At 60.2% G+C, this 26,559-nt stretch carries 32 protein-coding genes, 2 tRNA genes and 2 other RNA genes; 15 read left to right on the forward strand and 21 right to left on the reverse strand.

The window, feature by feature from the left end; translation table 11 throughout:
* Nucleotides 1-63: 63 nt before the first annotated feature.
* From GC131_05005 to ffs, 6 genes are all read right to left on the reverse strand, one after another.
* Nucleotides 64-378 (reverse strand): hypothetical protein, encoded by a 315-nt coding sequence (locus tag GC131_05005; GenBank protein MBI1273424.1) that lies wholly within the window; start codon nt 376-378, stop codon nt 64-66.
* 44 nt (nt 379-422) lie between these two features.
* On the reverse strand, nt 423-875 hold the full coding sequence (locus GC131_05010; GenBank protein MBI1273425.1) for a hypothetical protein: 453 nt from the start codon (nt 873-875) through the stop codon (nt 423-425).
* Nucleotides 876-887: 12 nt separating this feature from the next.
* Nucleotides 888-1,484 carry a recombination protein RecR gene (gene recR / locus GC131_05015; GenBank protein ID MBI1273426.1) on the reverse strand — a complete coding sequence of 199 codons (597 nt, stop codon included), beginning with the start codon at nt 1,482-1,484 and terminating at the stop codon, nt 888-890.
* A gap of 10 nt (nt 1,485-1,494) precedes the next feature.
* The gene (locus GC131_05020; GenBank protein ID MBI1273427.1) at nt 1,495-1,821 is read right to left on the reverse strand and encodes a YbaB/EbfC family nucleoid-associated protein; all 327 of its coding nucleotides are present in this window, start codon (nt 1,819-1,821) and stop codon (nt 1,495-1,497) included.
* 35 nt (nt 1,822-1,856) lie between these two features.
* A complete protein-coding gene (locus tag GC131_05025) occupies nt 1,857-3,671 on the reverse strand; it encodes a DNA polymerase III subunit gamma/tau (GenBank protein MBI1273428.1) in 1,815 nt (604 codons plus the stop codon).
* A gap of 107 nt (nt 3,672-3,778) precedes the next feature.
* Nucleotides 3,779-3,877, reverse strand: an RNA gene (ffs, locus tag GC131_05030) — signal recognition particle sRNA small type.
* A gap of 585 nt (nt 3,878-4,462) precedes the next feature.
* Here ffs and GC131_05035 point away from each other — a divergent pair.
* The 3 genes from GC131_05035 to GC131_05045 are packed head-to-tail and all read left to right on the forward strand — an operon-like array spanning nt 4,463 to nt 5,411.
* The gene (locus tag GC131_05035) at nt 4,463-4,711 is read left to right on the forward strand and encodes a hypothetical protein (GenBank protein ID MBI1273429.1); all 249 of its coding nucleotides are present in this window, start codon (nt 4,463-4,465) and stop codon (nt 4,709-4,711) included.
* Nucleotides 4,712-4,719: 8 nt separating this feature from the next.
* Nucleotides 4,720-5,193 carry a hypothetical protein gene (locus tag GC131_05040; protein MBI1273430.1) on the forward strand — a complete coding sequence of 158 codons (474 nt, stop codon included), beginning with the start codon at nt 4,720-4,722 and terminating at the stop codon, nt 5,191-5,193.
* Nucleotides 5,190-5,411 carry a hypothetical protein gene (locus GC131_05045; GenBank protein MBI1273431.1) on the forward strand — a complete coding sequence of 74 codons (222 nt, stop codon included), beginning with the start codon at nt 5,190-5,192 and terminating at the stop codon, nt 5,409-5,411. The genes GC131_05040 and GC131_05045 overlap by 4 nt, the downstream gene beginning before the upstream one ends.
* Before the next feature lie 127 nt (nt 5,412-5,538).
* Here the strand turns inward: GC131_05045 and GC131_05050 are convergent.
* Nucleotides 5,539-5,615, reverse strand: a tRNA-Arg gene (locus GC131_05050).
* A 108-nt stretch (nt 5,616-5,723) separates the two neighbouring features.
* Here GC131_05050 and folK point away from each other — a divergent pair.
* Complete coding sequence (folK, locus tag GC131_05055; protein ID MBI1273432.1) at nt 5,724-6,257, forward strand: 2-amino-4-hydroxy-6-hydroxymethyldihydropteridine diphosphokinase; 534 nt, start codon at nt 5,724-5,726, stop codon at nt 6,255-6,257.
* 21 nt (nt 6,258-6,278) lie between these two features.
* Complete coding sequence (gene folP, locus GC131_05060; protein MBI1273433.1) at nt 6,279-7,136, forward strand: dihydropteroate synthase; 858 nt, start codon at nt 6,279-6,281, stop codon at nt 7,134-7,136.
* Between the two features lie 9 nt (nt 7,137-7,145).
* Here folP and polA read toward each other — a convergent pair whose 3' ends face one another.
* From polA to GC131_05075, 3 genes are read right to left on the reverse strand one after another with little or no spacing between them, the layout of a single operon-like run.
* On the reverse strand, nt 7,146-10,013 hold the full coding sequence (gene polA, locus GC131_05065) for a DNA polymerase I (GenBank protein ID MBI1273434.1): 2,868 nt from the start codon (nt 10,011-10,013) through the stop codon (nt 7,146-7,148).
* Nucleotides 10,000-10,764, reverse strand: a complete 765-nt coding sequence (locus tag GC131_05070) for an SDR family NAD(P)-dependent oxidoreductase (GenBank protein MBI1273435.1) — start codon at nt 10,762-10,764, stop codon at nt 10,000-10,002. Before GC131_05070 ends, polA begins: the two co-directional genes overlap by 14 nt.
* A 5-nt stretch (nt 10,765-10,769) precedes the next feature.
* On the reverse strand, nt 10,770-10,991 hold the full coding sequence (locus GC131_05075; protein MBI1273436.1) for a zinc-finger domain-containing protein: 222 nt from the start codon (nt 10,989-10,991) through the stop codon (nt 10,770-10,772).
* 104 nt (nt 10,992-11,095) lie between these two features.
* On the opposite strand from GC131_05075, the gene GC131_05080 reads away from it, so the two are divergent.
* Nucleotides 11,096-12,061, forward strand: a complete 966-nt coding sequence (locus GC131_05080) for an ATP-binding cassette domain-containing protein (GenBank protein MBI1273437.1) — start codon at nt 11,096-11,098, stop codon at nt 12,059-12,061.
* Between the two features lie 7 nt (nt 12,062-12,068).
* Entirely contained in the window at nt 12,069-12,935 is an 867-nt protein-coding gene (locus tag GC131_05085; GenBank protein MBI1273438.1) for a hypothetical protein, read from the forward strand.
* Here GC131_05085 and GC131_05090 read toward each other — a convergent pair.
* Nucleotides 12,932-14,437: a tetratricopeptide repeat protein gene (locus tag GC131_05090; GenBank protein MBI1273439.1), complete on the reverse strand. Its 1,506-nt coding sequence runs from the start codon at nt 14,435-14,437 to the stop codon at nt 12,932-12,934. The genes GC131_05085 and GC131_05090 overlap by 4 nt on opposite strands.
* Before the next feature lie 116 nt (nt 14,438-14,553).
* Here GC131_05090 and GC131_05095 point away from each other — a divergent pair.
* Nucleotides 14,554-14,630 (forward strand) — tRNA-Arg (locus GC131_05095).
* 1 nt (nt 14,631) lies between these two features.
* Here the strand turns inward: GC131_05095 and queF are convergent.
* The 5 genes from queF to GC131_05120 form a co-directional block, all read right to left on the reverse strand.
* A complete protein-coding gene (gene queF / locus GC131_05100) occupies nt 14,632-15,102 on the reverse strand; it encodes an NADPH-dependent 7-cyano-7-deazaguanine reductase QueF (protein MBI1273440.1) in 471 nt (156 codons plus the stop codon).
* 29 nt (nt 15,103-15,131) lie between these two features.
* Nucleotides 15,132-15,887 (reverse strand): 7-carboxy-7-deazaguanine synthase QueE, encoded by a 756-nt coding sequence (queE, locus tag GC131_05105; GenBank protein ID MBI1273441.1) that lies wholly within the window; start codon nt 15,885-15,887, stop codon nt 15,132-15,134.
* The gene (gene queD / locus GC131_05110) at nt 15,866-16,222 is read right to left on the reverse strand and encodes a 6-carboxytetrahydropterin synthase QueD (protein ID MBI1273442.1); all 357 of its coding nucleotides are present in this window, start codon (nt 16,220-16,222) and stop codon (nt 15,866-15,868) included. Before queD ends, queE begins: the two co-directional genes overlap by 22 nt.
* Entirely contained in the window at nt 16,222-16,920 is a 699-nt protein-coding gene (gene queC, locus GC131_05115) for a 7-cyano-7-deazaguanine synthase QueC (protein ID MBI1273443.1), read from the reverse strand. The genes queD and queC overlap by 1 nt, the downstream gene beginning before the upstream one ends.
* A gap of 78 nt (nt 16,921-16,998) precedes the next feature.
* Nucleotides 16,999-17,943: a glycosyltransferase gene (locus GC131_05120; GenBank protein MBI1273444.1), complete on the reverse strand. Its 945-nt coding sequence runs from the start codon at nt 17,941-17,943 to the stop codon at nt 16,999-17,001.
* A 5-nt stretch (nt 17,944-17,948) separates the two neighbouring features.
* Here GC131_05120 and GC131_05125 point away from each other — a divergent pair, with 5 nt between their 5' ends.
* Nucleotides 17,949-19,211, forward strand: a complete 1,263-nt coding sequence (locus tag GC131_05125; protein MBI1273445.1) for a glycosyltransferase — start codon at nt 17,949-17,951, stop codon at nt 19,209-19,211.
* A gap of 114 nt (nt 19,212-19,325) precedes the next feature.
* Nucleotides 19,326-20,558, forward strand: coding sequence for a 5-aminolevulinate synthase (hemA, locus tag GC131_05130; protein ID MBI1273446.1), 1,233 nt, complete (start codon nt 19,326-19,328; stop codon nt 20,556-20,558).
* 4 nt (nt 20,559-20,562) lie between these two features.
* Here hemA and GC131_05135 read toward each other — a convergent pair whose 3' ends face one another.
* Complete coding sequence (locus tag GC131_05135) at nt 20,563-20,763, reverse strand: hypothetical protein (GenBank protein MBI1273447.1); 201 nt, start codon at nt 20,761-20,763, stop codon at nt 20,563-20,565.
* Here GC131_05135 and GC131_05140 point away from each other — a divergent pair.
* Nucleotides 20,762-21,127, forward strand: coding sequence for a helix-turn-helix domain-containing protein (locus tag GC131_05140; protein ID MBI1273448.1), 366 nt, complete (start codon nt 20,762-20,764; stop codon nt 21,125-21,127). The two genes, GC131_05135 and GC131_05140, sit on opposite strands and share 2 nt — an antisense overlap.
* On the opposite strand, the gene GC131_05145 is transcribed toward GC131_05140, so the two are convergent.
* From GC131_05145 to tkt, 3 genes are all read right to left on the reverse strand, one after another.
* Nucleotides 21,124-21,465: a hypothetical protein gene (locus tag GC131_05145; protein MBI1273449.1), complete on the reverse strand. Its 342-nt coding sequence runs from the start codon at nt 21,463-21,465 to the stop codon at nt 21,124-21,126. The two genes, GC131_05140 and GC131_05145, sit on opposite strands and share 4 nt — an antisense overlap.
* On the reverse strand, nt 21,455-22,465 hold the full coding sequence (gene gap / locus GC131_05150) for a type I glyceraldehyde-3-phosphate dehydrogenase (protein MBI1273450.1): 1,011 nt from the start codon (nt 22,463-22,465) through the stop codon (nt 21,455-21,457). The genes GC131_05145 and gap overlap by 11 nt, the downstream gene beginning before the upstream one ends.
* Before the next feature lie 96 nt (nt 22,466-22,561).
* Nucleotides 22,562-24,592, reverse strand: coding sequence for a transketolase (gene tkt, locus GC131_05155; protein MBI1273451.1), 2,031 nt, complete (start codon nt 24,590-24,592; stop codon nt 22,562-22,564).
* 164 nt (nt 24,593-24,756) lie between these two features.
* On the opposite strand from tkt, the gene GC131_05160 reads away from it, so the two are divergent.
* The 4 genes from GC131_05160 to GC131_05175 all read left to right on the forward strand — a co-directional run bounded on the left by GC131_05160 (nt 24,757) and on the right by GC131_05175 (nt 26,164).
* On the forward strand, nt 24,757-24,990 hold the full coding sequence (locus GC131_05160) for a hypothetical protein (protein ID MBI1273452.1): 234 nt from the start codon (nt 24,757-24,759) through the stop codon (nt 24,988-24,990).
* A gap of 19 nt (nt 24,991-25,009) precedes the next feature.
* A complete protein-coding gene (gene zapA / locus GC131_05165) occupies nt 25,010-25,315 on the forward strand; it encodes a cell division protein ZapA (GenBank protein ID MBI1273453.1) in 306 nt (101 codons plus the stop codon).
* 80 nt (nt 25,316-25,395) lie between these two features.
* A non-coding RNA gene (ssrS, locus tag GC131_05170) (6S RNA) lies at nt 25,396-25,552 on the forward strand.
* Between the two features lie 27 nt (nt 25,553-25,579).
* Complete coding sequence (locus GC131_05175) at nt 25,580-26,164, forward strand: 5-formyltetrahydrofolate cyclo-ligase (GenBank protein ID MBI1273454.1); 585 nt, start codon at nt 25,580-25,582, stop codon at nt 26,162-26,164.
* Here GC131_05175 and GC131_05180 read toward each other — a convergent pair.
* Nucleotides 26,158-26,559: a hypothetical protein gene (locus GC131_05180; protein ID MBI1273455.1), complete on the reverse strand. Its 402-nt coding sequence runs from the start codon at nt 26,557-26,559 to the stop codon at nt 26,158-26,160. The genes GC131_05175 and GC131_05180 overlap by 7 nt on opposite strands.

Here is a 26,559-nt window from a genome sequence, read left to right on the forward strand (position 1 = left end):
AAACAAACGGGCCCCGCCGCTGCCGGCCGGGCCCGTCTTTTCTTCGCACTTTTGAGCAGCGCGCTATCGTGGTTTCAGGTTCATAAGGTTGGAGGCGGCGGTACGCGCGAGATTGGCGGTGACGCCCACCGTGCCGGTTTTGGCATACTGCATCGCCTGATGGATCACGGTAAAGCCCTTGTCGGCGCCATAACGGACGCTGACCACAACGCTGCGAACCGTGTTCTTGAAAAAATCCTTCGCCACCTCGACCACATTGGTGATGCGGTTGACCGTCATTTTAGCCGGGCATCCATCGCTGCTGCCGCGCTTGCGTGCGCGTTCGCTGACGGTTTCTTCACTTTCTTCGGTAATGACTGCGACTTCCGACGCACCCATGTTCGTCCCCCTGCAAAAAACCAGTTGTTGATCACGATCAAACGTCAGCCTTCGACATGCTTTCCGTTCTGATACCGTAAGAAACTAGTATCGAAGCCTTCTACGGGCTTCTTGTTTTCCATGCGTATGATAAGGACCTTGTTTATTTTCAGCAAGTAGTTGTTTATTTCTTCATCCGCGACCCAATCGACCGCATATTCGTCCCCGGTATCGAAAATGATCTTTATCTTTTTAGTATCAATATCATAGGCAACCCAAAGGGGCGCCGATTCGAACGGTTCATCATGGACAAGACACACCTTGCCACGCGCGTTAACCACCAGACCGATATTCACGGCCGCCTCATGGGGTAAGGAAATTGAAGACTTAACATCTAGGGGTATCCCAGCATTGGCTTTCATACAAGGATTCGCGCTTAGCACCTTCGTGCGGCTTTCCCGGCTGGCACCGAAATAACCATAAACAGCAGACACATACAATACGCGGCGTCGCGCCAAGGGCCAATGCGGTCACGATGCCTGACGCCGGGCTTGCAGGGCGGCGGTAAGCGTCCCGTCATCGAGGTAATCCAGCTCGCCGCCCACAGGCAGGCCGTGCGCAAGGCGCGTGACGGCGGCGCCCGTGCCTTCGAGCCGCTCAATCACGTAATGCGCGGTGGCCTGGCCTTCCACGGTGGCATTGAGCGCGAGGATTACTTCGCGCACGCCATTCTGCTGCACGCGTTGCACAAGACCATCGAGGCGCAAATCTTCGGGCCGCACGCCATCGAGCGCGGAAAGCGTGCCGCCGAGAACATGATAGAGCCCGCGATAGGCATGGCTGCGTTCCAGCGCCCACAAATCTGCCACATCCTCGACCACGCATATAAGCCCGCGGTCGCGGCGCGCATCGCAGCACAGGCCGCACGGATCGTTGGCGTCGAGATTGCCGCAAGCCGTGCAAACCCGGACCGAGGCCGCGGTTTCACGCAAGGCATCCGCCAGCGGCTCCATCAGCAGTTCGCGGCGCTTGAGCAGAAAAAGCACGATGCGCCGGGCCGAGCGCGGCCCAAGCCCCGGTAGCTTGGCCAGCAATTGCGTCAGGCGGTCGATGGGCGATATCTGCACGGCGGCGGGATCAGAACGGAAGCTTCATGCCGGGCGGAAGGTTCATGCCGCCCATCATCTTTTCGGTTTCCGATGCGATGAAGGCTTCGGCCTTGGTGCGCGCATCGTTGATCGCGCTGACCAAAAGATCTTCCAGCATTTCTTTGTCGTTGGGGTTGATAAGCTGCGGATCGATCTTGATGCGGCGCGCATCGCCTTTCACGGTCATGGTAATTTCCACCATGCCGCCGCCGGCCTTGCCGGTGATGTCGGTTGCCGCCATGCGCTGCTGCATTTCTTGCAGCTTCTGCTGCATTTCCTGCGCCTGCTTCATCATCTGGCCGAGATTGTTATTCATACCCCTTCTCCTCCTGCGGTTAAATTCCTGTGCGTTTACGCGTCGCCTTGTTCCTCGCCGTCCGTCACGGGCGCATCATCCCCGGGCACGCCATCAATGGCAACATCATTCTTGTTTGCCTTGCCAAATCTTACATTCGCGAGCTTGGCGCCGGGAAACACCGCAAGCGCCTTTTGCACCAGCGGATGGCTGCGCACCCCTTCGAGCCGGGCTTCGGCCGCCTGCCTATCCTGTTCAGCCAGGCTTGGCGCGCCGCCTTCGCGCGCAACGCTGACAAGCCAGCGCTGACCCGTCCAATCCTGCAGGCACTGACCCACCTGGCTGGCGAAGTTGGCCGCCACGCCGGGGCCTGCGCAAATATCGAGCTTGCCGGGCGCAAAGCGCACCAACTGCACGCTGGCGTAAAGCTGGGAATAGAGACGCGCTTCGCGCTTTTCTTCAAACAGCGCCACGAGTGCGCGGAATGTTTCAGGCATCGAAGCCAAAGCGGGCCCGGCCGCGGCTTCGGCCTGCGCCGCTGCGACAGGTTCAGGGTTGCTGTACGCGACCGCAACCGCCGCGCTGCCGCGGCGCATGGGGGCGGCATAACGTGCCGTAGCGCCGCCGGGCGGACCGCCGCCGGGCGCGCCCGGGCCGGCGCCCGCATCGTCCCCGGGCTGGCTGCGCATCTGGCGCATCAGATCCGCCGGGGTGGGCAGCGAGGCGGCGTAGGCCAGCCGGACAAGCAGCATGGCCGCTGCCTTGGCCGGGTTATCGGCCATTTGCACTTCGCCAATGCCCTTCAACAAAATCTGCCAGGCGCGCGTCAGCGCCGGGATTTCGAGCGCCGAAAGTTCCTGCACCAGCTTGCGTTCATGTTCCGGCAGTTCGGGGCCCTGCAGCATATCGGGCGAAAGCTTGGCGCGCGTCAGCGTGTGCACGAGATCGCATAAATCATGCAGCAGGCTAAGCGCGTCCGCGCCGGCGCGGATCATGTCGTCGAAGATAGTGAGCGCGCCCTGCATTTCACCGAGCAGGACCTTGCGGCACAGATCCATCACCTGCGCCCGGTCGGCGAAACCGAGCATATCGCGCACGTCGCGCGCCGTGATCTGCTTGCCGTCGCGCGCGATCGCCTGATCGAGCAGGCTGAGCCCGTCACGCACCGAACCATCGGCCGCGCGCGCAATCAGCAAAATCGCTTCTTCTTCCGCCTGCACGCCTTCGCGCGCGGAGACATCGGCAAAATGCCGCGCAAGTTCGTGGCTTTCCACCCGGCGCAAATCGAAGCGCTGGCAGCGCGAAAGCACCGTCACCGGCACCTTGCGGATTTCGGTCGTGGCAAAAATGAACTTCACATGCGGCGGCGGCTCTTCCAACGTCTTTAACAAAGCGTTGAAGGCGTTCTTGGAAAGCATATGCACTTCGTCGATGATGTATATTTTGTAGCGCGCCGCGGTGGGGCTGTAGCGCACGCCATCGATAATGTCGCGGATATCGTCAACCCCGGTGCGCGAAGCGGCGTCCATTTCCAGCACATCCGGGTGCCGGTCGGCGGCAATCGATTTGCAGTTTTCGCACACGCCGCAAGGCTCGGCCGTCGGGCCCGCATCCGCCCCGGCGCCGGTGCAGTTGAGCGCGCGGGCGATGATGCGCGCGGTTGTGGTTTTGCCGATGCCGCGCACGCCGGTTAGCATCCATGCCTGCGCAAGACGCCCGGCCTTGATGGCGTTGGTCAGCGTTTGCACCACGGTTTCCTGCCCGATCAGCTCGGCGAAGCTGCTGGGCCGGTATTTGCGCGCCAGAACCCGGTAATGCGGGGCGGCTTCGGCCGCGATCAATGTCGCGGCGGTGCCCGTGGCGGGAAACAAGGCTTCCTCGCCGCTGCCGTCACCCGCTTCCGTCGCTTCCACCGCTGGCTTGGTATTACCGAATAAATCGCTCAAATCACACTCGACCGGTTCAATGCGTTGCAGGAAGTGGGAGACTGGACAGCGACCCGTGCTGAAACTCGTTACGGCTGCTTCCTTCCGGACCTGACCGGATTGGCGAGAGCAACGCCCACCGCCAATCTCCCGTTTTCGGTTATAGCAGGATTCGCCAGCGCGGGGGCAAGTGCATGGAATGCAATAAAAATGCCTGAAAACAAAGGTGCTTTAATAATATCCACAGCGGGATCAATGGCGTGCCGTATGAGATGAACCTAAGTACTGGGGAATGGCAGTGCCTTTCGGGGCTTTAAATGAAACCACCCGCCACGCACAGCATGACGAGTGGAAACCGTTATAGAAACAGGTTGAGAATAACCCGCATGAGTTCGAGCACAGCCATTAGCAGTGTTACCCATCCACGCGGGCCGTCTGGGAATCCCATGACGACCTCCAAATTTTATGGTGATGGTGGGGCGAGCACCGTTACGGCCTATGCCGGTGGAAGCGTACCACCCTTGCGCTCATGCCAGTGGGGACGAACCACTCTTGCGTCTTTTTCCAATAGTGGCGAGCTACCATTACGACCGAATTCAATGTATCCAATTTGATTTCATGACGCAACAGTTTGATTCACAAGATATAAATCAGCGGCTGAATGCTTGTCATCTGCGAGCACAAATTGTTACCATGAGTAGCATTTTTGAAGAACGCTTGTGTTGCCGAGGAAACCTATGAAGAAAGTTTGGTATGCAATGTTGTTCGTTATCGCTTTCGGCATCGGTGATGTTCAGGCAAAATCCACAAGCGTACATGGCCACATGAACCGCAACGGCACTTACGTCATGCCCCATCAACGCACCACGCCGGATTCAAACCGCTTCAATAACTGGTCGAGTAAGGGCAACACGAACCCGTACACTGGCAAGTCGGGAACACAGGAACCGTTTGCCATTAAACCTTATAAGCGTTCCCGCAGGTAGGCATACCAATGACAGCTAAAAACATATGGGAAGAGTTACAGCGCATGGATCAAGTTCTTGTGAACCATCCCGGTTTCCTTCTCCGGGAAGCCAATCTGATTTGGTGGAAAACATGGGTCGTGATGATCGGTGTGGTCGGACTGATAGCAGACGAACCCCACATTGTATGGGCGGTGGCCCCTATATTGGTGTTTTTGAATTTCAGAATTTCTAGCACCTTCCGCCGGGGATTTAAGGATATCCTGTTCTGGCTTGGCACGGAATTACTCACCATATTTCTTTGGCTTATTCTATACGCAGGACTTAACGAAATTGCGCATATGATTGGCAAAAGTCTTCCCGGCTCTGAGCAGGCACATGTATTTGCATGTGTAATAATTTTCAGGGAAATGATGGGAGACTTATTTACCTACGGTGGATTTGCCCTGCAAATTGCGGAGTTTAGAGTGAAAGAAATCCAACGTTCAGGATTCGAACCATGACCGCACAGAGCAAGCTAGTGTCTATGAAAAAACAGTTGTTGCTCGGCGCGCTGCTCGGAATGCTTTGGGGTTTATACAAAGCCCTGTCTTCCAGTATCCCATGGGAGGGCGATGGGTTGCTTTACAATTTAGGCCGCACCGGGGGTGGTGCGATAATGGGCATGTTCGTGGGCCCAATTGTTTTTTGGATTAGAGACAAACTCCAAAAAAGGAATTAAAGGCGCACTTAAGCATTCGCTTTGCGAATGAACTACCGACGATGCTTACACATCGTCCTGTGCCTCCGGCACAGTTTCTTGGCAAGGAAGAAAGCAAAAAAAACAGGTACTCAGGTTCATACCTGAGTGGCGTGCCCGAGAGGATTTGAACCTCCGACCCCCGGTTTAGGAAACCGATGCTCTATCCAGCTGAGCTACGGGCACATCACGATTTCTTTAGCACAAACAGATAATTACAAACACTGCTTGGCACCAGAGAATTTTCATGGCTAGGTTGAGGACTTGTTTCAAATAGTTAGTCAGGTTTCACGTATGGTTATTTTGGGTTTGGGCGCCAATCTGGGGGATCGCCATGCGATGTTTCTTGAGGCGCTGCGGCGGCTCGGCAGCCAGATCAGCATCATCAAGACCTCTCCCATCTATGAAACAGGGGCGCGCGAAGTGCTCGATCAGCCCGATTTCCTGAACGCGGCAGTGCTGGGCCGCACGACATTGCAGCCGCACGAGCTTTTGCAGTTCTGCAGAACCATGGAAAAACAGCTCGGCCGCCTGACCTCGGAACATTTCGGCCCCCGCCAGATCGATATCGATATCCTATATTATAACCGCGAGATTATCGACGATGGCGGTCTGATCCTGCCGCACCCGCGCCGGACGGGGCGGCGCTTCGTGCTCAAGCCGCTCAGCGATATCGCGCCGGACTTCGTTGACCCCGTGACTCATCAGACCGTTGCGGAAATGCTGAACGACCTTGATGATATCGATGACGTACGCCTTTTCGCCAAACAGTGGCCCGTCAAGGTAACCGGCAAGACCGAGGGCGATGAAGACAACAACCACGATTAGCCCGGCCCGGTAACAAACGCCATGCAGCTGCGCGAACTTCTGGCCCGGAAAGACGGCCCGCTTGTCATGGGCATTATCAACGTGACGCCGGACAGCTTTTCCGGCGACGGCGTCAAGACAGACACAGCCGCTTTGCTGGCACAGGCGCGCGCGATGGTCGCGGACGGCGCCGACATCCTTGATATCGGCGGCGAAAGCAGCCGCCCCGGCGCCACGCCGGTGCCTTCGGAACAGGAAATTGCGCGCACCGCGCCCGCCATCGCCGCCATTCGCCGCGCCACCGATATTCCCATTTCCATCGACACCGCAAAGGCAGCCGTGGCCGAAGCGGCAATGCAGGCCGGCGCCAACATTATCAACGACATTACCGCGCTGCAGGGCGACAAAGCGATGGGCGATGTCGCCGTGCGGCACAACGCGCCCGTGGTTTTAATGCACAACCGCGCCCGGCTTTTTGCGGGCAAACTGGCGGGCGACGACAAGCGCGGCGCGGCGCATACCGCGCCGGATTACGAGGACTTTCTCGATGACATGCTGCGCGACCTGAAAAAGCTGGTGCAGGGCGCGAAGGGCACGGGCGTGCCCGAAAACCAGATCGCGATAGACCCCGGAATTGGCTTCGGCAAAACCGTCGAACAGAACCTGATGCTGATCAACCACTGCGACAGGATCGCGGCGCTCGGCTACCCCGTGCTTATCGGCGCTTCGCGCAAATCCTTCATCGGCCACACGCTGGATGCCGAACAGGGCGACCGGCTTGAAGGCGATGCCGCCGTTTGCGCCATTGCCGTTGCGCGCGGCGCAAGCATTTTACGCGTGCACGATGTTAAGCAAATGGCGCGCGTCGTGAAAATGGCGGCGGCAATAACCGCCGCATAGAACCGGGCGTTAGTGCGCTTCGGCCCAATTGCGGGCGCTGCCCGCCTCGGCGACGATGGGCACGCGCAGCGTCACGGCGGGGCGGGGCGCTTCTTCCATCACCTTGCGCACAAGCGCCGTGGTTTCCTCAAGCTCGCCCGCGGGCACTTCGAACAACAATTCGTCATGCACCTGCAAAAGCATGCGGGCCCCCAGCTTCGCGGCCATGAGCGCGGGCGGAATGCGGATCATGGCGCGCTTGATGATATCGGCCGCCGAGCCTTGCAGCGGCGCATTGATCGCCTGCCGTTCGCCGAACGCGCGGCGCATCCCGTTTTTATCGTTGATGCCCGGCACATGCACGCGGCGACCGAAAAGCGTTTCGACATAGCCGTGCTTGCGCGCGAAATCCTTGGTCATTTCCAGCCAATCGCGCAATTCGTGGAAGCGATTGAGATACTGTTTGATGAATTCGTTCGCTTCGCCGGGCGTGGTGCCGACCTGTTTCGCCAGCCCAAAACCGCTGATACCGTAGATGATGCCGAAATTGATCGCCTTGGCGGCGCGGCGACGGTCCGGCGTCATTTTCGCAAGCGGAATACCGAATACCTGGCTGGCGGTAAGCGCATGAATATCGGTGCCTTCATGGAAGGCTTCGATCAAGGCTTTGACGTTCGCGGCTTCGGCCGCGAGGCGCAATTCTATCTGCGAATAATCGACCGAAAGCAGCATATGCCCGTCCGCCGCCACGAAAGCGCGGCGAATGGCACGCCCGTCATCGGTGCGGATGGGAATGTTCTGCAAATTCGGATCGGTCGATGACAAACGGCCGGTAGCCGCGCCGACCAGCGAGAACGATGTGTGTACGCGCCCGGTTTTCGCATCGATCTGCGCGGGCAGCGAATCCGTATAGGTGGATTTGAGCTTGGCGAGGCCGCGCCAATCCAGCACGCGGGCCACGATTTCATGCTGATCCGCCAGCGGTTCGAGCACATCGACGCTGGTGGACCACGCACCGTTCTTGCCCTTGCCGCTCCCGGGCAGGCCCATTTCGTCGAACAGTACGTCGCCCAGTTGTTTGGGCGAACCGACATTAAACTCATGCCCCGCCAGCTTGTGGATCGCGCGCTCCAGCACTGCAAGCCGTTTCGCGAAATCCTCGCTGAGCCCGGAAAGCACGGCGCGATCGAGCAAAATGCCTGCGCTTTCCATATCCGCGACCACGGCGGCCAGCGGCCGTTCGATGCGTTCATAGACCCGCGCCATATGCTGTTGCGCAATTTGCGGCTTCAGGAAATGCCACAGACGCAGCGTGTAATCGGCATCCTCCGCCGCGTAATCGGCAGCTTGCTCGAGCGGAACGCGATCGAACGTCACCTGTTTTTTGCCGCTGCCCGCGACATCGGTGAAAGAAACCATCTTATGGCCGAAATGCAGCTGGACCAGTTCATCCATGCCGTGGCCGTGCGCGCCCGCCGCCAGAACATAGGAAAGCAGCATGGTATCGTCGATCGCGTTAAATGCGATCCCGTGCTGGCCCAGAACCTGCATATCGTATTTCAGATTGTGGCCGATCTTCAGCACCGCGTCATCGGCGCATAGCGGCTTCAGCGCCGCCGCCAGATCGGCAAGCGGAATTTGTCCCGGCAACATCGTGCCCGCGGCGGACGCGAAATCGAACCCGCCGCTGACATCTTCGGGCGCCGAGGGATCGACATGCGCCACCGGCACATAGCAGGCCCGCCCCGGCGCAAGCGCCAGCGAAACGCCAACCAGCTTCGCCGTGCAGGCGGTGAGCGAATTGGTTTCGGTATCGATCGCCACAAAACCTTGCGCCCGCGCCTGCGCCACCCAGCGTTCGAGCGCGGCGCGGTCGCGCACCAATTCATAATTGCGTTTCACCGCCGCAAGCTTCGCGGCATCCGGCGCGCCCGCTTCGGCCAGGGGCGTATCCCCGCCTCCCGCTTCCATCAAATGCACATGCGAAGGTGCGGTTTCGCCCGAAACGCCCATGCGCGCGAGGATCGAGCGAAATTCCTGCGCCTGCAGGAAAGCCACGAGCCTGTCGCGATGGTCTTTTTCCACCTGCAAAGCTTCGATGGGCAGCGGCAGCGGCGAGCGGTCATCGAGCGTCACGAGCTTTTTCGAAAGCCGCGCCTGCTCTGCATATTCGATCAGCGCTTCGCGCCGTTTGGGCTGCTTGATCTCCGCCGCTTTCTTCAACAGATTTTCCAGCGTGCCGTACTGGTTGATCAGCTCGGCCGCCGTTTTAACGCCGATGCCGGGCACGCCCGGAATATTATCGGTGCTGTCGCCCGCCAACGATTGCACGTCGATCACCTTATCCGGCGTGACACCGAATTTTTCCATCACTTCCGCTTCTCCCACCGGTACCGCCTTCATGGGATCGAACATTTCCACGCCTTCGCGGATCAGCTGCATCAGATCCTTGTCGGAAGAAACGATGCGCACCTTGATCCCCTTTGCGGCGGCGGCGCGGGCATAAGACGCGATCAGATCGTCGGCTTCATAATTCTGCGCTTCGACCGCCGGCACGCCATAGGCGCGCGTGGCTTCACGCACCAGCGCGAATTGCGGGATCAGATCTTCGGGCGGATCCGGCCTGTTGGCCTTGTATTCCTTGTATATATCGTTGCGGAAGGTTTTGCGCCCGGCATCGAACACCACGGCGATGCGTTCCGCGTTCAAATCCGCCTTCAGTTTGATAAGCATATTGCAGAAACCGAACACGGCATTGGTTGGCGTGCCATCCGACCGGTTCATGACGCGGATAGCGTGATAGGCGCGGAAAATGAACCCGGAGCCATCGACCAGATAAAGCGTATCGTCCGCCGGGGCCGCTTGCTGCTTTTGTTCCGCCGCCTTAGCCGCCACGATGCACCGCCAGCGCGCCGGGGCCTTGCGTTGTCGGCATAAGTTCGATGCGGTTGATGTTCACATGCTGCGGCAGCGTCGCGGCCCAGAACACGCTTTCGGCCACGTCCTGCGCCGTCAGCGGGTTGGCGCCCGCATAGACGGCATCCGCCTTCGCAGCATCGCCCTTGAAACGGTTGAGCGAAAAATCGGTCTGCGCCATACCGGGCTCTATGTTAGTGACGCGCACGCCGGTGCCGATCAGATCGGCGCGCAGCGCAAGGCTGAACTGCTTAACAAAGGCCTTCACACCGCAATAGGCGTGGCCCCCGGGATAGGGATAGGACCCGGCCATGGAACCGATATTGATGATATGGCCCGCTTTCCGCGCCGTCATCCCCGTCAGCGCCAAGCGTGTAAAAAGCGCAAGCGACTTGGCATTCACGTCGATCATGGTTTCCCAATCGTCGAAATTCGCTGCATAGGCCGGTTCCTGCCCGTGTGCACCGCCAGCATTGTTAATGAGCAGGTCGATATCCTTGAAATCTGCCGGCAGCGCGGCAAAGGCTTGTTCGACCGCCTTGCGGTCGCGCACATCGAGGATCATTTGGTGCACGGGCACCTTGATTTCCTGCACGAGCGTATCGAGCGCGCCCGGTTTGCGGCTGGTGAGCACGAGGCGGCAACCCGCGGCGGCGAAGCGGCGCGCGAAAGCTTGCCCGAAGCCGCCGGTGGCGCCGGTGATCAAAACGATTTTGGGAAGGTAGGCGGCCATTGCCGTTAGTGCGCGCCCGCGGCGCGCGCCCCGGCGGCCAGCACATAACGCCGCCCGCAATAGGGACAATCGACCGCGCCGCCGTGCCCGAGATTGAGATAGACCAGCGGATGGCCAAGCTGCGGCGTGATATGGGCGCCGCTGCCAGCGCCATCGCAACCGACCGAACCGGTTTCGACCGTGATGGTTTCCAGCGGCTGCGCCTTGGTTTTTGCCGTTTCCTGCATCGATTCCCCCGTTGCTGGCGGCATTGTAGCGCCCGCCGCCCTGCTGTCCAGCACAGGCACCGCCGCACTGGACTTCGCCCCGCCAATCCCCATATATAGTGGCCATGCCCGCCAACACCATCCCCAGCCAGCCGCCCGAACACGCGATCGACATTCGCGGGCTTACCAAGACCTATAAGGGCAGCGCCCGCATGCCGCCCAAGACGGCGCTTGACGCGGTCGATCTGGTTGTGCCGCGCGGCAGCATCTTCGGCCTGCTCGGCCCCAATGGCGCAGGCAAATCCACGCTCATCAACATTCTGGCCGGGCTGGTGTTCAAGACCGGCGGCAGCGCCAGCGTGTGGGGCCACGATATCGACACCCATACGCGCCGGGCCAAGGCCGCTATCGGCGTCGTGCCGCAGGAGCTGAACCTCGATGCTTTCTTCACGCCGTTCGAGCTGATGGAGCTGCAGGCGGGCATGTATGGCGTGCCGAAGAAGGAACGCAAGACGATGGAGCTTCTGAGCGCGCTCGGGCTCGCGGACAAGGCGCAATCCTACGCGCGCACGCTTTCGGGCGGCATGCGGCGGCGGCTGATGGTCGCGAAGGCCATGGTACACAGCCCGCAGGTGCTGGTGCTGGATGAACCCACAGCCGGGGTCGATGTTGAGCTGCGTCAATCGCTCTGGAGCTATGTGCGCGCGCTGAATAATGTCGGCACCACGGTTTTGCTGACCACGCATTACCTTGAAGAAGCCGAAGAAATGTGCGACCGCATCGCCATCATCAACAACGGCAAGGTTGTTGCCAACGACAAAACCCCGAACCTGCTGCGCCAGCTGGACAGCAAGGAAATCACCATCACGGTCGATCAGGAAATTTCCGCGCTGCCCGAGCCGCTGCACGTTCAGGGCTTTGAAGCCGTGCCGCCCAACCAGCTGCGGCTGCGCTACCAGCCGAGCGCCACCAAGGTCGGGCATGTATTGCTGGCGGTGCAGGCGGCGGGCATGACGATCGTGGATGTCACCACGCACGAAACCGATCTCGAAGATATTTTCCTGCAACTGACGCGCAGCAAAGCGGCCTGACAAACCCATGTGGGCGCTCGCATCCCTCGGTTACAGCCTGCTGCTCGGCTGGTTCGTGCATGCAAACCGCACATGGCAGATCCCCGGCCGGACGCTGATCATTATACGCGGCGGCGGGCCCGTGCTGCTTCTGGCGCCCGTGCTGCTGTTCTTCACGCCGCCGGATGACCCGGTTTTCTACCTCGCCTGCCTTGGAACCGGCCTGATTGGCTATTTCCACGATGTACGCCTGATGGATGCCGGGGCGCGCTATGGCGGCGCGGTAACATTGCGGGTGCTGCCGCTGGCGTTGCCGCTTATCTTTTTGCTTTGGTTCCTGTTCGACCGCACGCAGGCGGATTATCTGCTGGCGCGCCCGGGCGATCTTGCGATGATCGCGGCGGCGATGGGCGGGATCATGGTTTCCCTGTTTTTCCTGCGCCGCTGCAACGTGACGATGGACGCGCTGAGGTTCGTCGCGCCCATCCTGCCGCTCGCGGTCATCATCGACATCAACAACAAACTGGCACAAAGCCATGCACCGTGGCCCAACAACACAATCTATTACGCCGTGATCGTTAGCCTTGTCCTTTTCATTCTTGGTGCGATCGAGGCGATGATGCGGCGCGAACATGCCACCGCCGTGCTGCATGCACGGTTAAAACAGGGCATGGCGATCGGGATGATTATCACGGCGCTGATGCTGTTCAAGGGCACGGCCATGTATCTTGCGCCCAATCCCGCCTATGTTACGGCCGTGAGCCTTACATCGACCTTCTGGGTCAGCCTGTGGAACCGCGCGCATGGCCGCAAGGATGACGGCAACATCATCGCCGGCGGCGCGCTCGTGATTTTCGTGATGCTGCTGGCGCTTGCGGTCGCGCAAACGCACTAGCGCCGCGCAGGCAACGTACGCGCTATGCCATCGAGCAAATCACCCCACCTGCCGGGGCTGTTCTGCCACCGCAGCTTCAGCGATGGATACCACGGGCTGTTTTCGCGCCGCTCGAACCAGTGATGCGGCGCATCCTTGCCCGCCGACACCAGCACATCGGCGGTCACATTGAGCGCACCCGCCACGTGCGCGGTTGTGTTGCTGACGGTGATCACGTGGTCGCAGGCCGCAACTTGCGCCGCAAACACATCAAGGTTTTGCAGCGGATCGACCGATGGATCGTGGTGCAACCGCCAGCCCTGCTGCTGGCAGAAAGCGATATCTTCGGCGCAATCGCCGTACTGTAAATTGACAAACACGGCATCCTGGTGCGCGAACACGGGGCCCCACAGCCCAAGCGGGATGCTTTTCGGATCTTCATACGTGCGTGGCTTGCTGCGCCATGAAACGCCGATAACGGGCCCTTTGCCCAGCGCGCGATAAATTTCCCGCATCGCCGCGGCCTTCGCGGCATCGGCGCGCAGAAAACCTTTGTGCGCCGGAAAATCAGCATAACCGGCGCGGAAATGCTGCCCCAGCGAGGCGGCGGGAATTTGCAAGGCGGCGGTTTCCGCCAATGGATCGGGCGGCTGCGAACGCGCAACGAATGCAATGCCGGGAAGCGAACGCGCAAACAGCGGCACGAGCCGCTTATCGCATTCCACCACAATATCGGCGCAGCGCGCCATGGCATCGGGCAACAGGGAAGCATATAAAATTTCTTCCCCCACGCCCTGCTCCATCCAGACAAGCAGCTTGCCTTGCGCCGCACCGTCCCAGCGCGGCTGACGGCAGATGCGCGGCACGCTGCGCGGCTTGCCGCCCGGCGCGCTTTGAAACCGCGTTTCATACATCGGCCACGCTTCGGCCAGCCGCCCAAGCCGGAACAGGCTTTGCGACATGTTGAACAGCAGCCGCGGATGATCGCCGAGCCGCGCGCGGGCGCGCTGCTGCCATTCCAGCGAAGCCGGAATATCGCCGCGATCGGCCAATATCTCGGCCATATTCAGCATCGCGCCGCCATGGGCGGGATCAAGCTCAAGCACACGCCGCAAGCCCGCCGCGGCGCCATCAAGATCGCCGGCGGCGCAAGCGATGTTCGCCGCCGTCAGATACAGTTCGGGGTTGCCGGGTTCGTGCGCGCAAGCCGCGGCGGCCTTGGCCTGCGCGCCCGTAAAATCCTTCAGCGCGCACAGCGTGTTGGCCATGTTGTTGAGCAAAGCCGCATTGCCCGGCAGCGCGGCTTCGACCATGCGGTAGATTTCGAGCGCGCCCTGATGCTGCCCGAGATCGCGCAATATGTTGGCGATGGCGAAAAGCAGCGCGGGATCATCCCCCCGGCGCGCGCGGGCCTGGTTCAACGTTTGCAGCGCGCCCTTGCTGTCGCCGCCCGCATGCTGCCTGTGCGCGGCTTCAAGGACGGGATCGACCGTGCCGCCGGCCGGCGCATTCTTCTTTGACATGGGCCGATCATATAAGCATGGCGGCTATCTACAAGCCCCCGGCACGGGCCGCTAGCTTTTGGCGGCAAACTGGGCTAGTTTGCCCCCGTTTCGCCGGACAATTCACGGCGGCACAGGGACCCGTAGCTCAGCTGGATAGAGCGCTGCCCTCCGAAGGCAGAGGTCGGAGGTTCGAATCCTCTCGGGTCCGCCAGTTATCCCCTGCCCCTGTACGAAGCGACGCCCTGATCCGGGATCCAGACAGATTTCGGCGGCGCGCCGGTTTGCCAGAACACATCAATCGGCATGCCGCCGCGCGGGTACCAATAACCCCCGATGCGCAGCCAGGACGGTTTAAGAAAATCGACCAGCCGCCGCCCGATTGAAACCGTGCAATCTTCATGGAAGGCGCCGTGGTTCCGGAACGCGCCCAGATAGAGTTTCAGCGACTTGCTTTCCACCAGCCATTTTCCCGGCACGTAATCGATCATCAGATGCGCGAAATCCGGCTGGCCGGTTATGGGGCAAAGCGAAGTAAATTCCGGCGCCGTGAAACGCACGCAATAAGCAACGCCCGCTTGCGGGTTCGCCACGCGTTCAAGCACCGCCTGTTCCGGGTTTTGCGGCAATTGCGTTTTCCGGCCCAGCTGTTTGAGGTTTTTGTAGGTCTTGGATTTGTCGGACATTTCAACCTTTCGCGGCGTTATACGCCTCTTTATACGCCTCTTTTGTTGCCCCAAAGCATAACATGAAGTTGCGGCAATACATGCGCGCCAAACCAGCGGTCCGCCGCCACGGTTTCAACCAGCCAAAGCATGCGGCGGTTCAGCCCTTCGGTATCCACACAAACCGCCGTTCCATCCACGCCCGGCGGGGTATGGTTACCCGGCTGAAGAAAAACCGGCAAGCCCGGAAACCGCGCGGCGGCGGCGCGCGCATAATCATAATCCGCCTGATCGAAGACAACAAATTTCAACACGGTACGAGGCCCCGGCCCCGCGGCCCCGATACAGGTTTGCAGCGCGTCCCAATCGGTTTTCATCGCGCTCGAAGGCGGCTTGGGGCTCAGCACCAGCACATCAAGATCAGAAAACCAATCGCGGCTGACCGAGCCTTGCGTTTCCATCGCGAATTGATAGCCCTGCGCGCGGCCGAGCCGGATGAGTTCGCCCAGCGGCTGGATCGCGGGGTTGCCGCCGGAAAGAGACACCATGATAGGCACATCGCCCGAAAGCGCCCGCACGCCGGCAAGAATTTCGGGCGCCGTCATCGGCAACCATTCCGCACGGAAGCGGCTATCCACCGCATGCAGGCTGTCGCACCACGAACAGCGATAATCGCAGCCGCCGGTGCGGACGAAAACCGTCGGTTGCCCGATCAGCGCGCCTTCGCCCTGTATGGTCGGGCCAAAAATTTCACTGACACGGATTTCATCCGACGTAGCCGGTGTCATGGCCGGTATTCCGCCCATGTTTTCGGCGTTTCGCTGACGCGCACGGCGACCGTTTTTGGCAAACGTTCCTTGCACCAGTCATAGAAATGCCGGGCAAGATATTCCGCAGTCGTCGTCTCGCTGCCCAGCACATCGTTCAAGTGGCGGTGATTGAAACGTTCGTCGATATAGCGGCCGAGCACATCAAGCTCCTGATAATCGCGCACGAAGCCAAATTCATCCAGCTCGTCCGCCGCAAGTTCAACGAGGACGATATAGTTATGGCCATGCAGCCGCTTGCACTGGTGATCGTCCGGAAGCTTGCCAAGCTGATGCGAGGCGGAGAAATGGAATTCCTTGCTGATCTTGTACATCACGCTCTCTTTTTCCGGATTGCTTCGTGCCAGTAGGCGGCATCGGCATATGTGGTCGGGTCCTGGACGCCGGCCAGGTCAAACGCTTCACGCCGCTCGACGCATGTACCGCAGCGCCCGCAATGCACGACACCGCCCTTGTAACAAGACCAGGTTTCAGCAAAGGGAACGCCATGCGCCGCGCCATCCTTCACGATATCCGCCTTGGGGCCGTGCAGATAGGGCGCAAGCAGCTTGATATCCGCATAGCCTTCAAGCGCATGGTTTTGCATGATCTGAAAAGCATCGATGAAACCGGCGCGGCAATCGGGGTAGATAAAATGATCGCCGCCATGCACGGCCGTCGCTACCGCCTCGGCGCCGCGCGCCATCGCAACGCCAAAAGCGATCGCGAGCATGATCGCGTTCCGGTTCGGCACCAGCGTGATGCGCATGCTTTCTTCGGCATAGTGCCCATCGGGCACATCCGCGCCGCTGGTCAGGGCCGAACCCGTGAGGCTGCCGCCGACTTCGCGTATATCCATGACCTGGTGCGGCACATTCAGGCGCGCGGCGCAAAGCGCGGCGCAATCCAGTTCTTTTCTGTGCCGCTGCCCGTAATCGTACGACAGCAGCCCCGCAAGTTCGTTCTGCGCCGCTATTCTATGCGCCAGCGATACGGAATCGAGCCCGCCCGAGCAGATAACGATTGTCTTCATTCCCGTTCCCTTGTTTATCAGGGTTGGGTGCAAGCTATAGGGTAAGGCCCGGGTTGAAAAGGGGGCGGAATTGCCCGTTTATACCGGCAGCAAATGCCCCAGCGCCGTCATAATACGATGACGATAGGTATGTTCGGCCACCGCACGCTTGTGCGCCCGCTGGGCCATTTGCTGCGCAAAGCCCGGGTTACCGAGCAGGTAGCTGGTTTTTTCCGCCATGTCTTCGGGCGAACGGTAAAAGAGAATTTCCTTTTCCGGCTCGAAATATTTTTCGATGCCTTCCAGATATTCGACCACCTGCGGAATGCCGTAACCCGCGGCTTCGAACGTGCGCATGTTGGTTCCGGCGCGCACGACGCCGGCATGGATGTTGAACGATACGCTGTGCCTTGCATAAATGCCTTCCATCGCATCGTTGGCAACGCCGGGGCGGAATGCAAACGGATGACGCCAGAACACGGGCGCTTTCATAAAATAGTTGCCTACAATTTGCACGGGAATATCGTTCTTCAGCAACTGTTCGATCCAGTAATCGCGCTTGGCATCGCGGTTGCCGATAAAGCACACGCCGTGCCGGCGAACGGCCCGTTGTGCGGGCCGGTGTACCGGCGGATAATGCGCGAAAGGCAGAATGCCGCCGAAGCGATCATGCGGCAACAGCGCAAGCAGGTCTTTTTCATAGCCGGGGTCTGACAGGAACACGCGGCCGAAGGCGCCAAGGTCGCCGGGCTGCATGCGCACATCGTCAACGATATAAAGCACGTTGCGCATATCGGGCCGGATTGCACGGAATTCCTTGCGATAACCGACGAAAAAAACAGCCGCGCAATCCGCCGTATCAATTCTTTGCCGCAAGCTCTGCCACCAGCCTTCCGGATCGCGCTGAAAACGCAAATAGTCCGCAAGGCCTTGCGGGCGGGTCGAGACCCATTCCACCTTCCCCGGAAACATATCTTTGAGGGCATGGCAGAAGTAGCGGCCGAGGCCGCCTTTCCATGGTTTGCTGACGACAAGGATTTTCATATGGCATGCCGTGGATCGGGGTGGGCCGGGCTGGCCAGATTTTTTATACCAAAGCCGGGCATTTTAACAGCCGCTTGCCCGCCCGGGCCGTATCGCCCCATCCCCATGGCCCTTTACCGCATGTTGGGTTAGTGTCGGTTTCCATGAGCGCATCCGATTCCACATCAACCCGCATCGCCATATTTATCGAAGACCTGAGCGGTGGCGGCGCCGAAAAGGTGACCGTGCTGCTGGCGGGCGACCTTGCCGCGCGCGGCTATGCCACAGACCTGATCGTGCAGCGCGCGACCGGCCCCTTCGTTGACCAGGTTTCGCCGCGGGTAAATTTTATCGAGATCGGCGGCAAGAACCCGCTCCAGAGCGTTTTATGGCTTATGCACTATCTGCGCCGCGCCCGCCCCGCCGCCATGATCACGGAAATGGAAAAAGCATCCCTGCTCGGTATCGTGGCCGGGCGCATGGTCGGCTACCACAACATTTTTCCCTGCGTGCATATCGATCTCGCGAGCTACGACAAGATCGATCACCAGATGCGCCGCCGGTTCCTCAAGGTGCTCGTGAGCGTCTTTTACCGGGCCAGCAAGGGCATTATTGCCTGCGCCGAACGGCCCGCAGCATCGATGCGCGCGCTGCTCGGGCGTGCCGCACCGCCGGTGTCGATGATTCAGAACGGCTTCGATCTTGCCGCTTTCCGCGCCGAAGGCGCCGAACCGACCGATCATCGCTGGCTGACGGCCAAAGACAGGCCCGTTTTCGTTGCCTGCGGCAGGCTGACGCAGCAAAAGGGCTATGATGTGATGCTGCGCGCCTTCGCAAGACTGCGCCGCGAACAGCCCGCGCGCCTTATCATCCTCGGGCAAGGACCGCTGCGCGAAGAACTTGGACGGCAGGCAAGCAAGCTTGGTATCGGTGACGATGTCGATTTCGCGGGTTTCCTTAAGAACCCGCTCGCGCTTTTCACAAAAGCGGACGGTTATCTTATGTCGTCGCGCTCGGAAGGGTTGCCCAGCGTATTGATCATGGCGCTGGCGGCCGGGTGCAAATCAATCAGCACCGATTGCCCTGCCGGCCCTTCGGAAATCCTTGATGGCGGAAAATTCGGGCGGCTGGTGCCGGTCGATGACGATGTGGCGCTGGCAGCCGCAATGGCCGATCTGCTTGCCGGGCGCAACGAGCCCGCGGGCAGCGCACAGGAGCGGGAAGCCCATATGCAGCAATATTCCATTGAAAATATGGTGCGCGATTACATCAAGGTAATCGGCGTCTAGCGCCCGCAGACACCGGCATGCCGCCGGGCAGCCGCCGGTATGTTCGTGAATATCCGGGGCTTTTCGCCCTTCATGGCTTATTGCCATATGCGTCAAAATAACTAAACTCGCGCCATGAGCTGGAATTCCGCCCGTTACCGCGATCACTTTGCATCCGTCATCACCGGCCTCAAGCGTGAAGGCAAGTATCGCTACTTCGCCGAGCTTGAACGCAAGTGCGGCGATTTTCCGGCTGCATTGATGCACACGCCGCTGGGCGTGCGGGCAGTCACCGTATGGTGTTCGAACGATTATCTCGGTCTCGGGCAACACCCGGATGTGCGCCGCGCCATGCGGGAAGCGATCGACCGTTGGGGCGCAGGCGCTGGCGGCACGCGCAACATCAGCGGCACGGCGCATGCGCACGTCAATCTGGAACGCGCGATGGCCGCGTGGCACGGCAAGGAAAGCGCGCTGATTTTCGGTTCGGGCTACATTTCAAACGAAGCCGGCCTTTCGACGCTGATCAAATTGCTGCCGGGCTGTATCGTTTTTTCCGATGCCGATAACCACGCATCTATGATTGCGGGCATCACCCGCGCCAAAGCCGAAAAGCATATTTTTCCCCATAACGACCTCGCTGCGCTCGAAGCGGCCCTGCGCGCCGCGCCGCCGGACGCGCCCAAACTGATCGCATGCGAAAGCGTTTATTCGATGGACGGCAGCATCGCGCCGCTGCGCGAGATTGCCGCGATGGCAAAGCGCTATGGCGCGCTTACATACCTCGATGAGGTGCATGCGGTCGGCATGTACGGGCCTGAAGGCGCCGGCATTGCCGCGCGCGAAAAAATCGCGGATCAATTCGATATCATTGAAGGCACGTTCGGAAAGGCTTTCGGCCTTATGGGCGGCTATATCGCGGGCGCACCGGACCTTGTGGACGCAATCCGCAGCCACGCGCCCGGTTTTATCTTCACGACCGCGATGCCGCCCGCTATCGCCGCCGGGGCGCTCGCGAGCCTTGAGATTATCAAGCAAGGTGACGATCTGCGCGCGCTCCAGCAACGGCAAGCGAACCGGCTGCGTTCGCTGCTGCGCCGCGCCGGGCTGCCCGTGCTTTTGTCAAACAGCCACATCGTGCCGGTCATGATCGGCGGCGCGGAATGCTGCAAGGGCGTGGCGGATTGGCTGCTGGAACAGGCCGATATCTATGTGCAGCCCATCAATTACCCGACCGTTCCGGTGGGCAAGGAACGGCTGCGGCTGACGCCTTCGCCCTACCATACCGATGCGATGATCGACGATCTTGTCGGCGCGCTCGATTACCTATGGGCACAACAACATCTGCCGCGCGCGGCGGCCGCCTAAAAGGCTAGATTCCGTTAAACGGCGCCAAAAAAGGCATGAAAAGCCGGACAACCGCCAATCCCGCAGCAGCAATGATCAGGAACATGATGATGTCGCGATTGTCGTTTTGCCCCGGCATAACCCGAATCCGTATGTAATGATCTGCAATAAATAGATCATATTGATCATAGACGCAACGGCGTGGCTGCGGAACATTCCGTTCCATGTCCAGTTTTCCCAAAAACCTGAAAAAACTTCTGCAAAGCAAAGGCCTTAGCGCTTCTGCCTGCGCCCGTCTTTGCGGGCTCGGGGAACGAAGATTCGCCTTTTACGTACAAGGCACGCGCGAACCCAACCTTGATACCCTGACCCGTATCGCCCGTGTCCTGGAGTGCACGACTGACGAATTGCTCGGAAACACGCAGGCCAAGTCAACCCTGAAAGCATCCTGGGAAACCCGTACACTCCAGAAAATGAAGAATTTCGATGCGCGGGAGAAACAACTGGCCAATAGTTTTATTGAACAAATATTGCGGAGCCGCAGGCCCGAAAAAATATATAGGAAAAAACCTAAATCAGGACGCAGCTAGTTAAACACCTCGTTCAGCCATCCGGCGACGGGCAAAACGCCCGGCTGCGGGCCACGGTTGCCGCCCGCACGGTTCATATCGTTGAGCGAATTGGTAATATCCGCACAATCAGCTGCGGGATGCTGCTGACGCAAGGCGCGGGCCATCTTGTCGCGATAAACCTTGCCCATCGGGTGCGCGGCAGGCAAAGGCGGGTCGAAGCTTTGGCAAAATTCAAGGCTTCCCCGCCCCATCGGCGGCGTCAGCGGGCCGGCATGGCCCTTGGCAAGGGCACTTGCGGGCGGGGCAGCCGCGAACAGCAAGGCCATAACGGCTATATGAAAAACCTTATTTCGCATTCATCATCGCCACGGCGGTATCGCCCATGCGGTTTGAGAAACCCCATTCGTTATCGTACCAGCTCATGACGCGCACGAAGTTGCCTTCCATCACCTTGGTTTCCTTGAGCGCGAAGATGGATGAGCGCGTATCGTGGTTGAAATCGGACGAAACCAGCGGCTCGTCGTAATAACCAAGGATGCCCTTCAGTTCACCCGCATCCGCCGCGGCCCTGATGGCGGCATTGACCTCGTCCACCGAAGTATCGCGCGCCATCACGATCTTGAAATCGATCACCGAAACGTTCGGGGTTGGCACGCGCATCGAAACGCCGTCCAGCTTGCCTTTCAGTTCCGGCAGCACGCGGCCCACCGCCTTGGCGGCCCCGGTCGATGTGGGGATCATGTTGATCGCGGCGGCGCGGGCACGATGCAGATCGCTGTGCATGGTATCGACCATGCGCTGATCGCCGGTGTAGGAATGGATCGTGGTCATGAAACCGTGCTTGATCCCGATTGCCTTGTGCAAAACCGAAGCCACGGGCGCAAGGCAGTTGGTGGTGCACGAAGCATTCGACACGACGGTGTGCGAAGCCTTCAGCGCGCCATGGTTCACACCGTAAACGACCGTGATGTCTTCATCGGTCGCGGGAGCGGAGATCAACACCTTCTTGGCGCCGGCGGCCAGATGCTTGCCGGCATCGTCGCGCTTGGTGAAGCGGCCGGAACATTCGAGCGCGACATCGATGTTCATATCCTTCCACGGCAGCTTGGCCGGGTCAGCGACCTGCACGGCCGCAACCTTGTGGCCGTTGACGACAATCGCGTCCGCCTGTGCTTCCGCCGTGCCGGGGAAGCGGCCATGCACGCTGTCATACTTCAGAAGGTGGACGTTGGTTGCGGTATCGGCCAGATCGTTGATGGCGACGACTTCGATATCCTTGCGGCCCGATTCATACAAGGCACGCAGAACCATGCGGCCGATGCGGCCAAAACCGTTGATTGCGACACGAACGGGCATTTTCATACTCCTCTTGTCCGTCACCGAAGCAGGCACAAGGCACAGAGCGCCGTTCCGGCCTGCGCCGGGGTGACGAATGGGTTAAACCAATCGATATTAGCTTTTTAGCAAGTCTTGCGCCGCCGCGGCAACCGCTTCCCCGGTAATGCCGAAATGCTTGAACAAATCGTCCGCCGGAGCTGATTCGCCGAAGCCCTTCATGCCGACAAAGCGGCCATCCGGGCCCAGATAGCGGTCCCAGCACTGGCGGATGCCGGCTTCGACCGCAACGCGCGGCACATCGCCCAGCACGGCGGCGCGGTAGGCTTCATCCTGCCGTTCGAACAGTTCCTGGCACGGCATGGAAACCACCGCGGCATCAATGCCGACCGCCTTGAGCTGTTCGCGTGCCGCCATAGCGACCGAAACTTCCGAACCGGTTGCCAGCAACGTAACCTGCCGCGCGCCTTCAGCATCGGCCAGCACATAGGCACCATGGGCGCACATGTTGTCGGTGGTGGCCGCGCGCAATGTGGGGATGCCCTGCCGGGTAAGCGCCAGCAGGCTGGGCGCGTCGCGCGTTTCCAGCGCAAGTTGCCAGCATTCGGCGGTTTCGATGCCGTCGCACGGACGCATGACCAAAAGGCCCGGAATAGCCCGCAGCGCCGCCAAATGTTCGACCGGCTGATGCGTCGGCCCGTCTTCACCCAAGCCAATGCTGTCGTGCGTCATCACGAACACGACGCGCTGCTTCATCAGCGACGCGAGCCTGATGGCCGGGCGGCAATAATCCGCGAATTGCAGGAACGTGCCGCTGTAGGGAATAATGCCGCCATGCAGCGCCATGCCGTTCATGGCCGCCGCCATGCCATGTTCGCGCACGCCGTAATGAATGTAGCGCCCGGCATAGTTGCCCGCCTTGATCGCACCGAGGTTCTTCACCTGCGTGTTGTTCGAAGGCGTCAAATCGGCCGAGCCGCCCGTCAGTTCCGGCACCACGGGCAGCAACGCTTCAAGCACCTTGCCCGAAGAAACGCGTGTCGCATCCTTGGGTTTTTCTGCCGCGATTTTCTGGCGCAGCGCATCCAGAACCTCGCCCGCCTGTTTGGGCAAAGCGCCGGACATGGTGCGATCGAATTCCGTACGCAGTGCGGCGTTCGCCTTGCCGTGGCGCACAGCCCACGCTGCGCGCGCAACCGCGCCGCGGTTGCCGGCTTCGCGCCACGTGCGCAAAATATTTTCCGGCACTTCGAACGGCGCGTGCGGCCAGCCCAGCTTTTCGCGCGCCGCCTTGATCTCTTCGGCGCCGAGCGGAGAGCCGTGGCAACCGGCGGTGCCGCCCTTGGTGGGGGCGCCGAAACCGATTGTGGTTTTGCAGGCGATCAGCACGGGCCTGTCGGCGCGCAGCGCCTGCTCAGTGGCTTGCGTGATCGCGGCCGGATCGTGGCCGTTAATGTTCGATACCGCCCAGCCGTACGATTCAAAACGCTTCAGCGTATCGTCACTGAAGCTCAGGTCGGTCGGTCCGTCGATCGAAATTGCGTTGTCGTCGTAGTAAACGACAAGGCGGTTGAGCCTGAGATGCCCTGCCAGCGAGCAGGCTTCGTGGCTAATGCCTTCCATCAGATCGCCGTCCGAGGCGATGACGAAAGTACGATGATCGACCAGGTCGTCGCCGAAACGGGCGTTCAGCACGCGCTCGGCCAGCGCAAAACCGACCGCATTGCTGATCCCCTGCCCCAGCGGGCCGGTGGTGGTTTCGATACCCAGCGGCACATCCCGCTCCGGATGGCCGGGCGTTTTGCTGCCAAGCTGGCGAAAGCGCTTCAGCTCGTCCAGCGTCATGCCCTTGTACCCCGTGAGGTAATTCAGTGCATAAAGCAGCATCGAACCGTGACCGGCGGAAAGAATAAACCGGTCGCGATCAGGCCAGGCCGGATCGGCGGCATCAAACTTCAGGAATTTTGTGTAAAGAACGGCGGCGACGTCGGCCATACCCATGGGCATGCCCGGATGGCCGGATTTGGCCTGTTCCACGCCATCCATGGCCAGCGCGCGGATCGCGTTGGCAAGCTCGGTATGGCTGGCGGCGGTCAAAGACGTATTGGGGGAATCTGGCATTGCTATGGTCCGGGCGGCTTGGGTCATGGCGGAATGCTTCCATGGCGGCGATTATCGGCTTCGATATGCCTTGCGGAGCCGCATACGTCAATGCAAAGGATGCATGTCCGGTAAGGCTGTGTATTTCTTACTAATTGACGCCGAGTCCCCTTAGCCGTTACTGTATCTTAACACCGAGTCGGAGGAAATCCATGCAGCGCCTCAGGGCATCGCTCGAAGAGCTTTATGGCGAAATTGAACGCGCCGGCCAGAATTTGACCGAGCAGCAGGAAAAACAGAAGCTGGAACTTGCCAAGCAGGCGGAAGCCCTGAAGGTGAGCCGGGGCCGCGAAGCCAATGCGCTGGCGCTGACGCAGAAGGTGGCGACCAAGCTCGATCACGCCATCGAACGCGCCGACCGTTTGCTGCAAGAACAATCAGCCTGAACGAAGGGGAAAGGCGCCAATGCCCAAGATCATCGTCACGCTTTACGGCCGCGAATATCATGTGAACTGCGAAGAGGGTCAGGAAAAGCGCCTGCTCGATATCGCCCAGATGGTCGATAAGAAAATGCGCTCCGTGGCCGTGCAGGCCGGCAACACCACCGAGCCGCGCCTTTTCATGCTTACCTGCCTTTTGATGGCGGACGAGCTTCTGGACAAGGAAGAAATTTCCGCCAAGACGCACAAGGAGGAGGATATCCTCGTTGCCGCGGTCGAACAAATACGGGGCCGCATGGCCAATTTGTTCAGCGAAGGCGGGCGGGCGTAAGCATTACGCCTTTGTCGTTGATATATAACGACTTATCGCCCTTGTAACCTGCCTGCGCAATCCCTACATTCCCCCTTGGAAGGCTGCTGCGCTGCACGACAGGCTGCAATCCCCAGGGCCGATACCTACCATACGGGAGCTGTCCCTGGCCGGAATCTTGGTTCCGGCCATATGGCGCCCACCTGCACAGTGCAGGCCATGGAGGAACGCAACGCCACCGGCAGACGTGGCGCCTTCCGCTCACCGCCCGCACAGACGGTTTCTATGAACAACGCACCCGACATCAGATTGATCAAGCGCGCCGCGCGCGAAGCGGCTGAAGCCGTGCGCACGGCCGCCAAGCAAGCTGCGCCGGATGCCGGCGCGCGTATGCGCGACCATTTCATCCAGGCCGTTCCCCTGCCGCCTGCCACAACCGTCAGCAGCTATGCGCCGCGCGGCAGCGAGCTGGACCCGCAGCCGCTAGAACATGCGCTTACGGCACGAGGCCATGCGCTTTGCCTGCCCGTTGTAATCGGGCGCGGGCACCCGCTGGCCTTCCGCGCCTACCGGCATGGCGACAGGCTTGTGCCCGGCCATTACGACATTCCCGAACCACTGCCGGAAACGGATGTGGTGACACCGCGCGCGATCCTTGTGCCTTTGCTGGCTTTCGACCGCGGCGGCAACCGGCTTGGTTATGGCGGCGGTTATTACGACCGCTCCGTCACGCTTTTGCGGCGCGAAAGCGGCATGCTTGCGATCGGGGTTGCCTATGCCGCGCAGGAAGTGGATGCCGTGCCGGTGGGCCGCACGGATGCGAAGCTGGACTGGATTGTAACGGAAAAAGAGGCGATCAGCTGTTACTGATCGATGCGCTTTAAAAGCGTTTTGATCTTGCGTGCAAGATCGGCGGTGTGGGCCAGATGTTCCTGCGCCGAAGCCATATGATCGTCCGCGCACAGATAGCGGATATGATCGAGATGCATGCGCATTTCAACCACCGCCCAGCGGTGCGCGACGTTGTTTTGCAAAATAGCGTACAGATCGGCCGTTACGACCTCAAGCTCGCCCATCAGATCGTCGGAAAGATCGCCGACAAGATGCAGCGCATCCTGCGCGTGCTGTTCTTCGTTCATGTCCTGCGGCATCAGCGGCATGCAGGCTTCCTGCATGCGATCGAGCGTATCGAAGGCCTGCGCGGCGGACGCGCGGTAGGTGGTCCAATCGCTGCCCTGAAAAAGATCTAATGCCTTGGCGCCCAT

The organism is Alphaproteobacteria bacterium (genome assembly GCA_016124955.1).
Classification (GTDB): domain Bacteria; phylum Pseudomonadota; class Alphaproteobacteria; order UBA9219; family RFNS01; genus RI-461.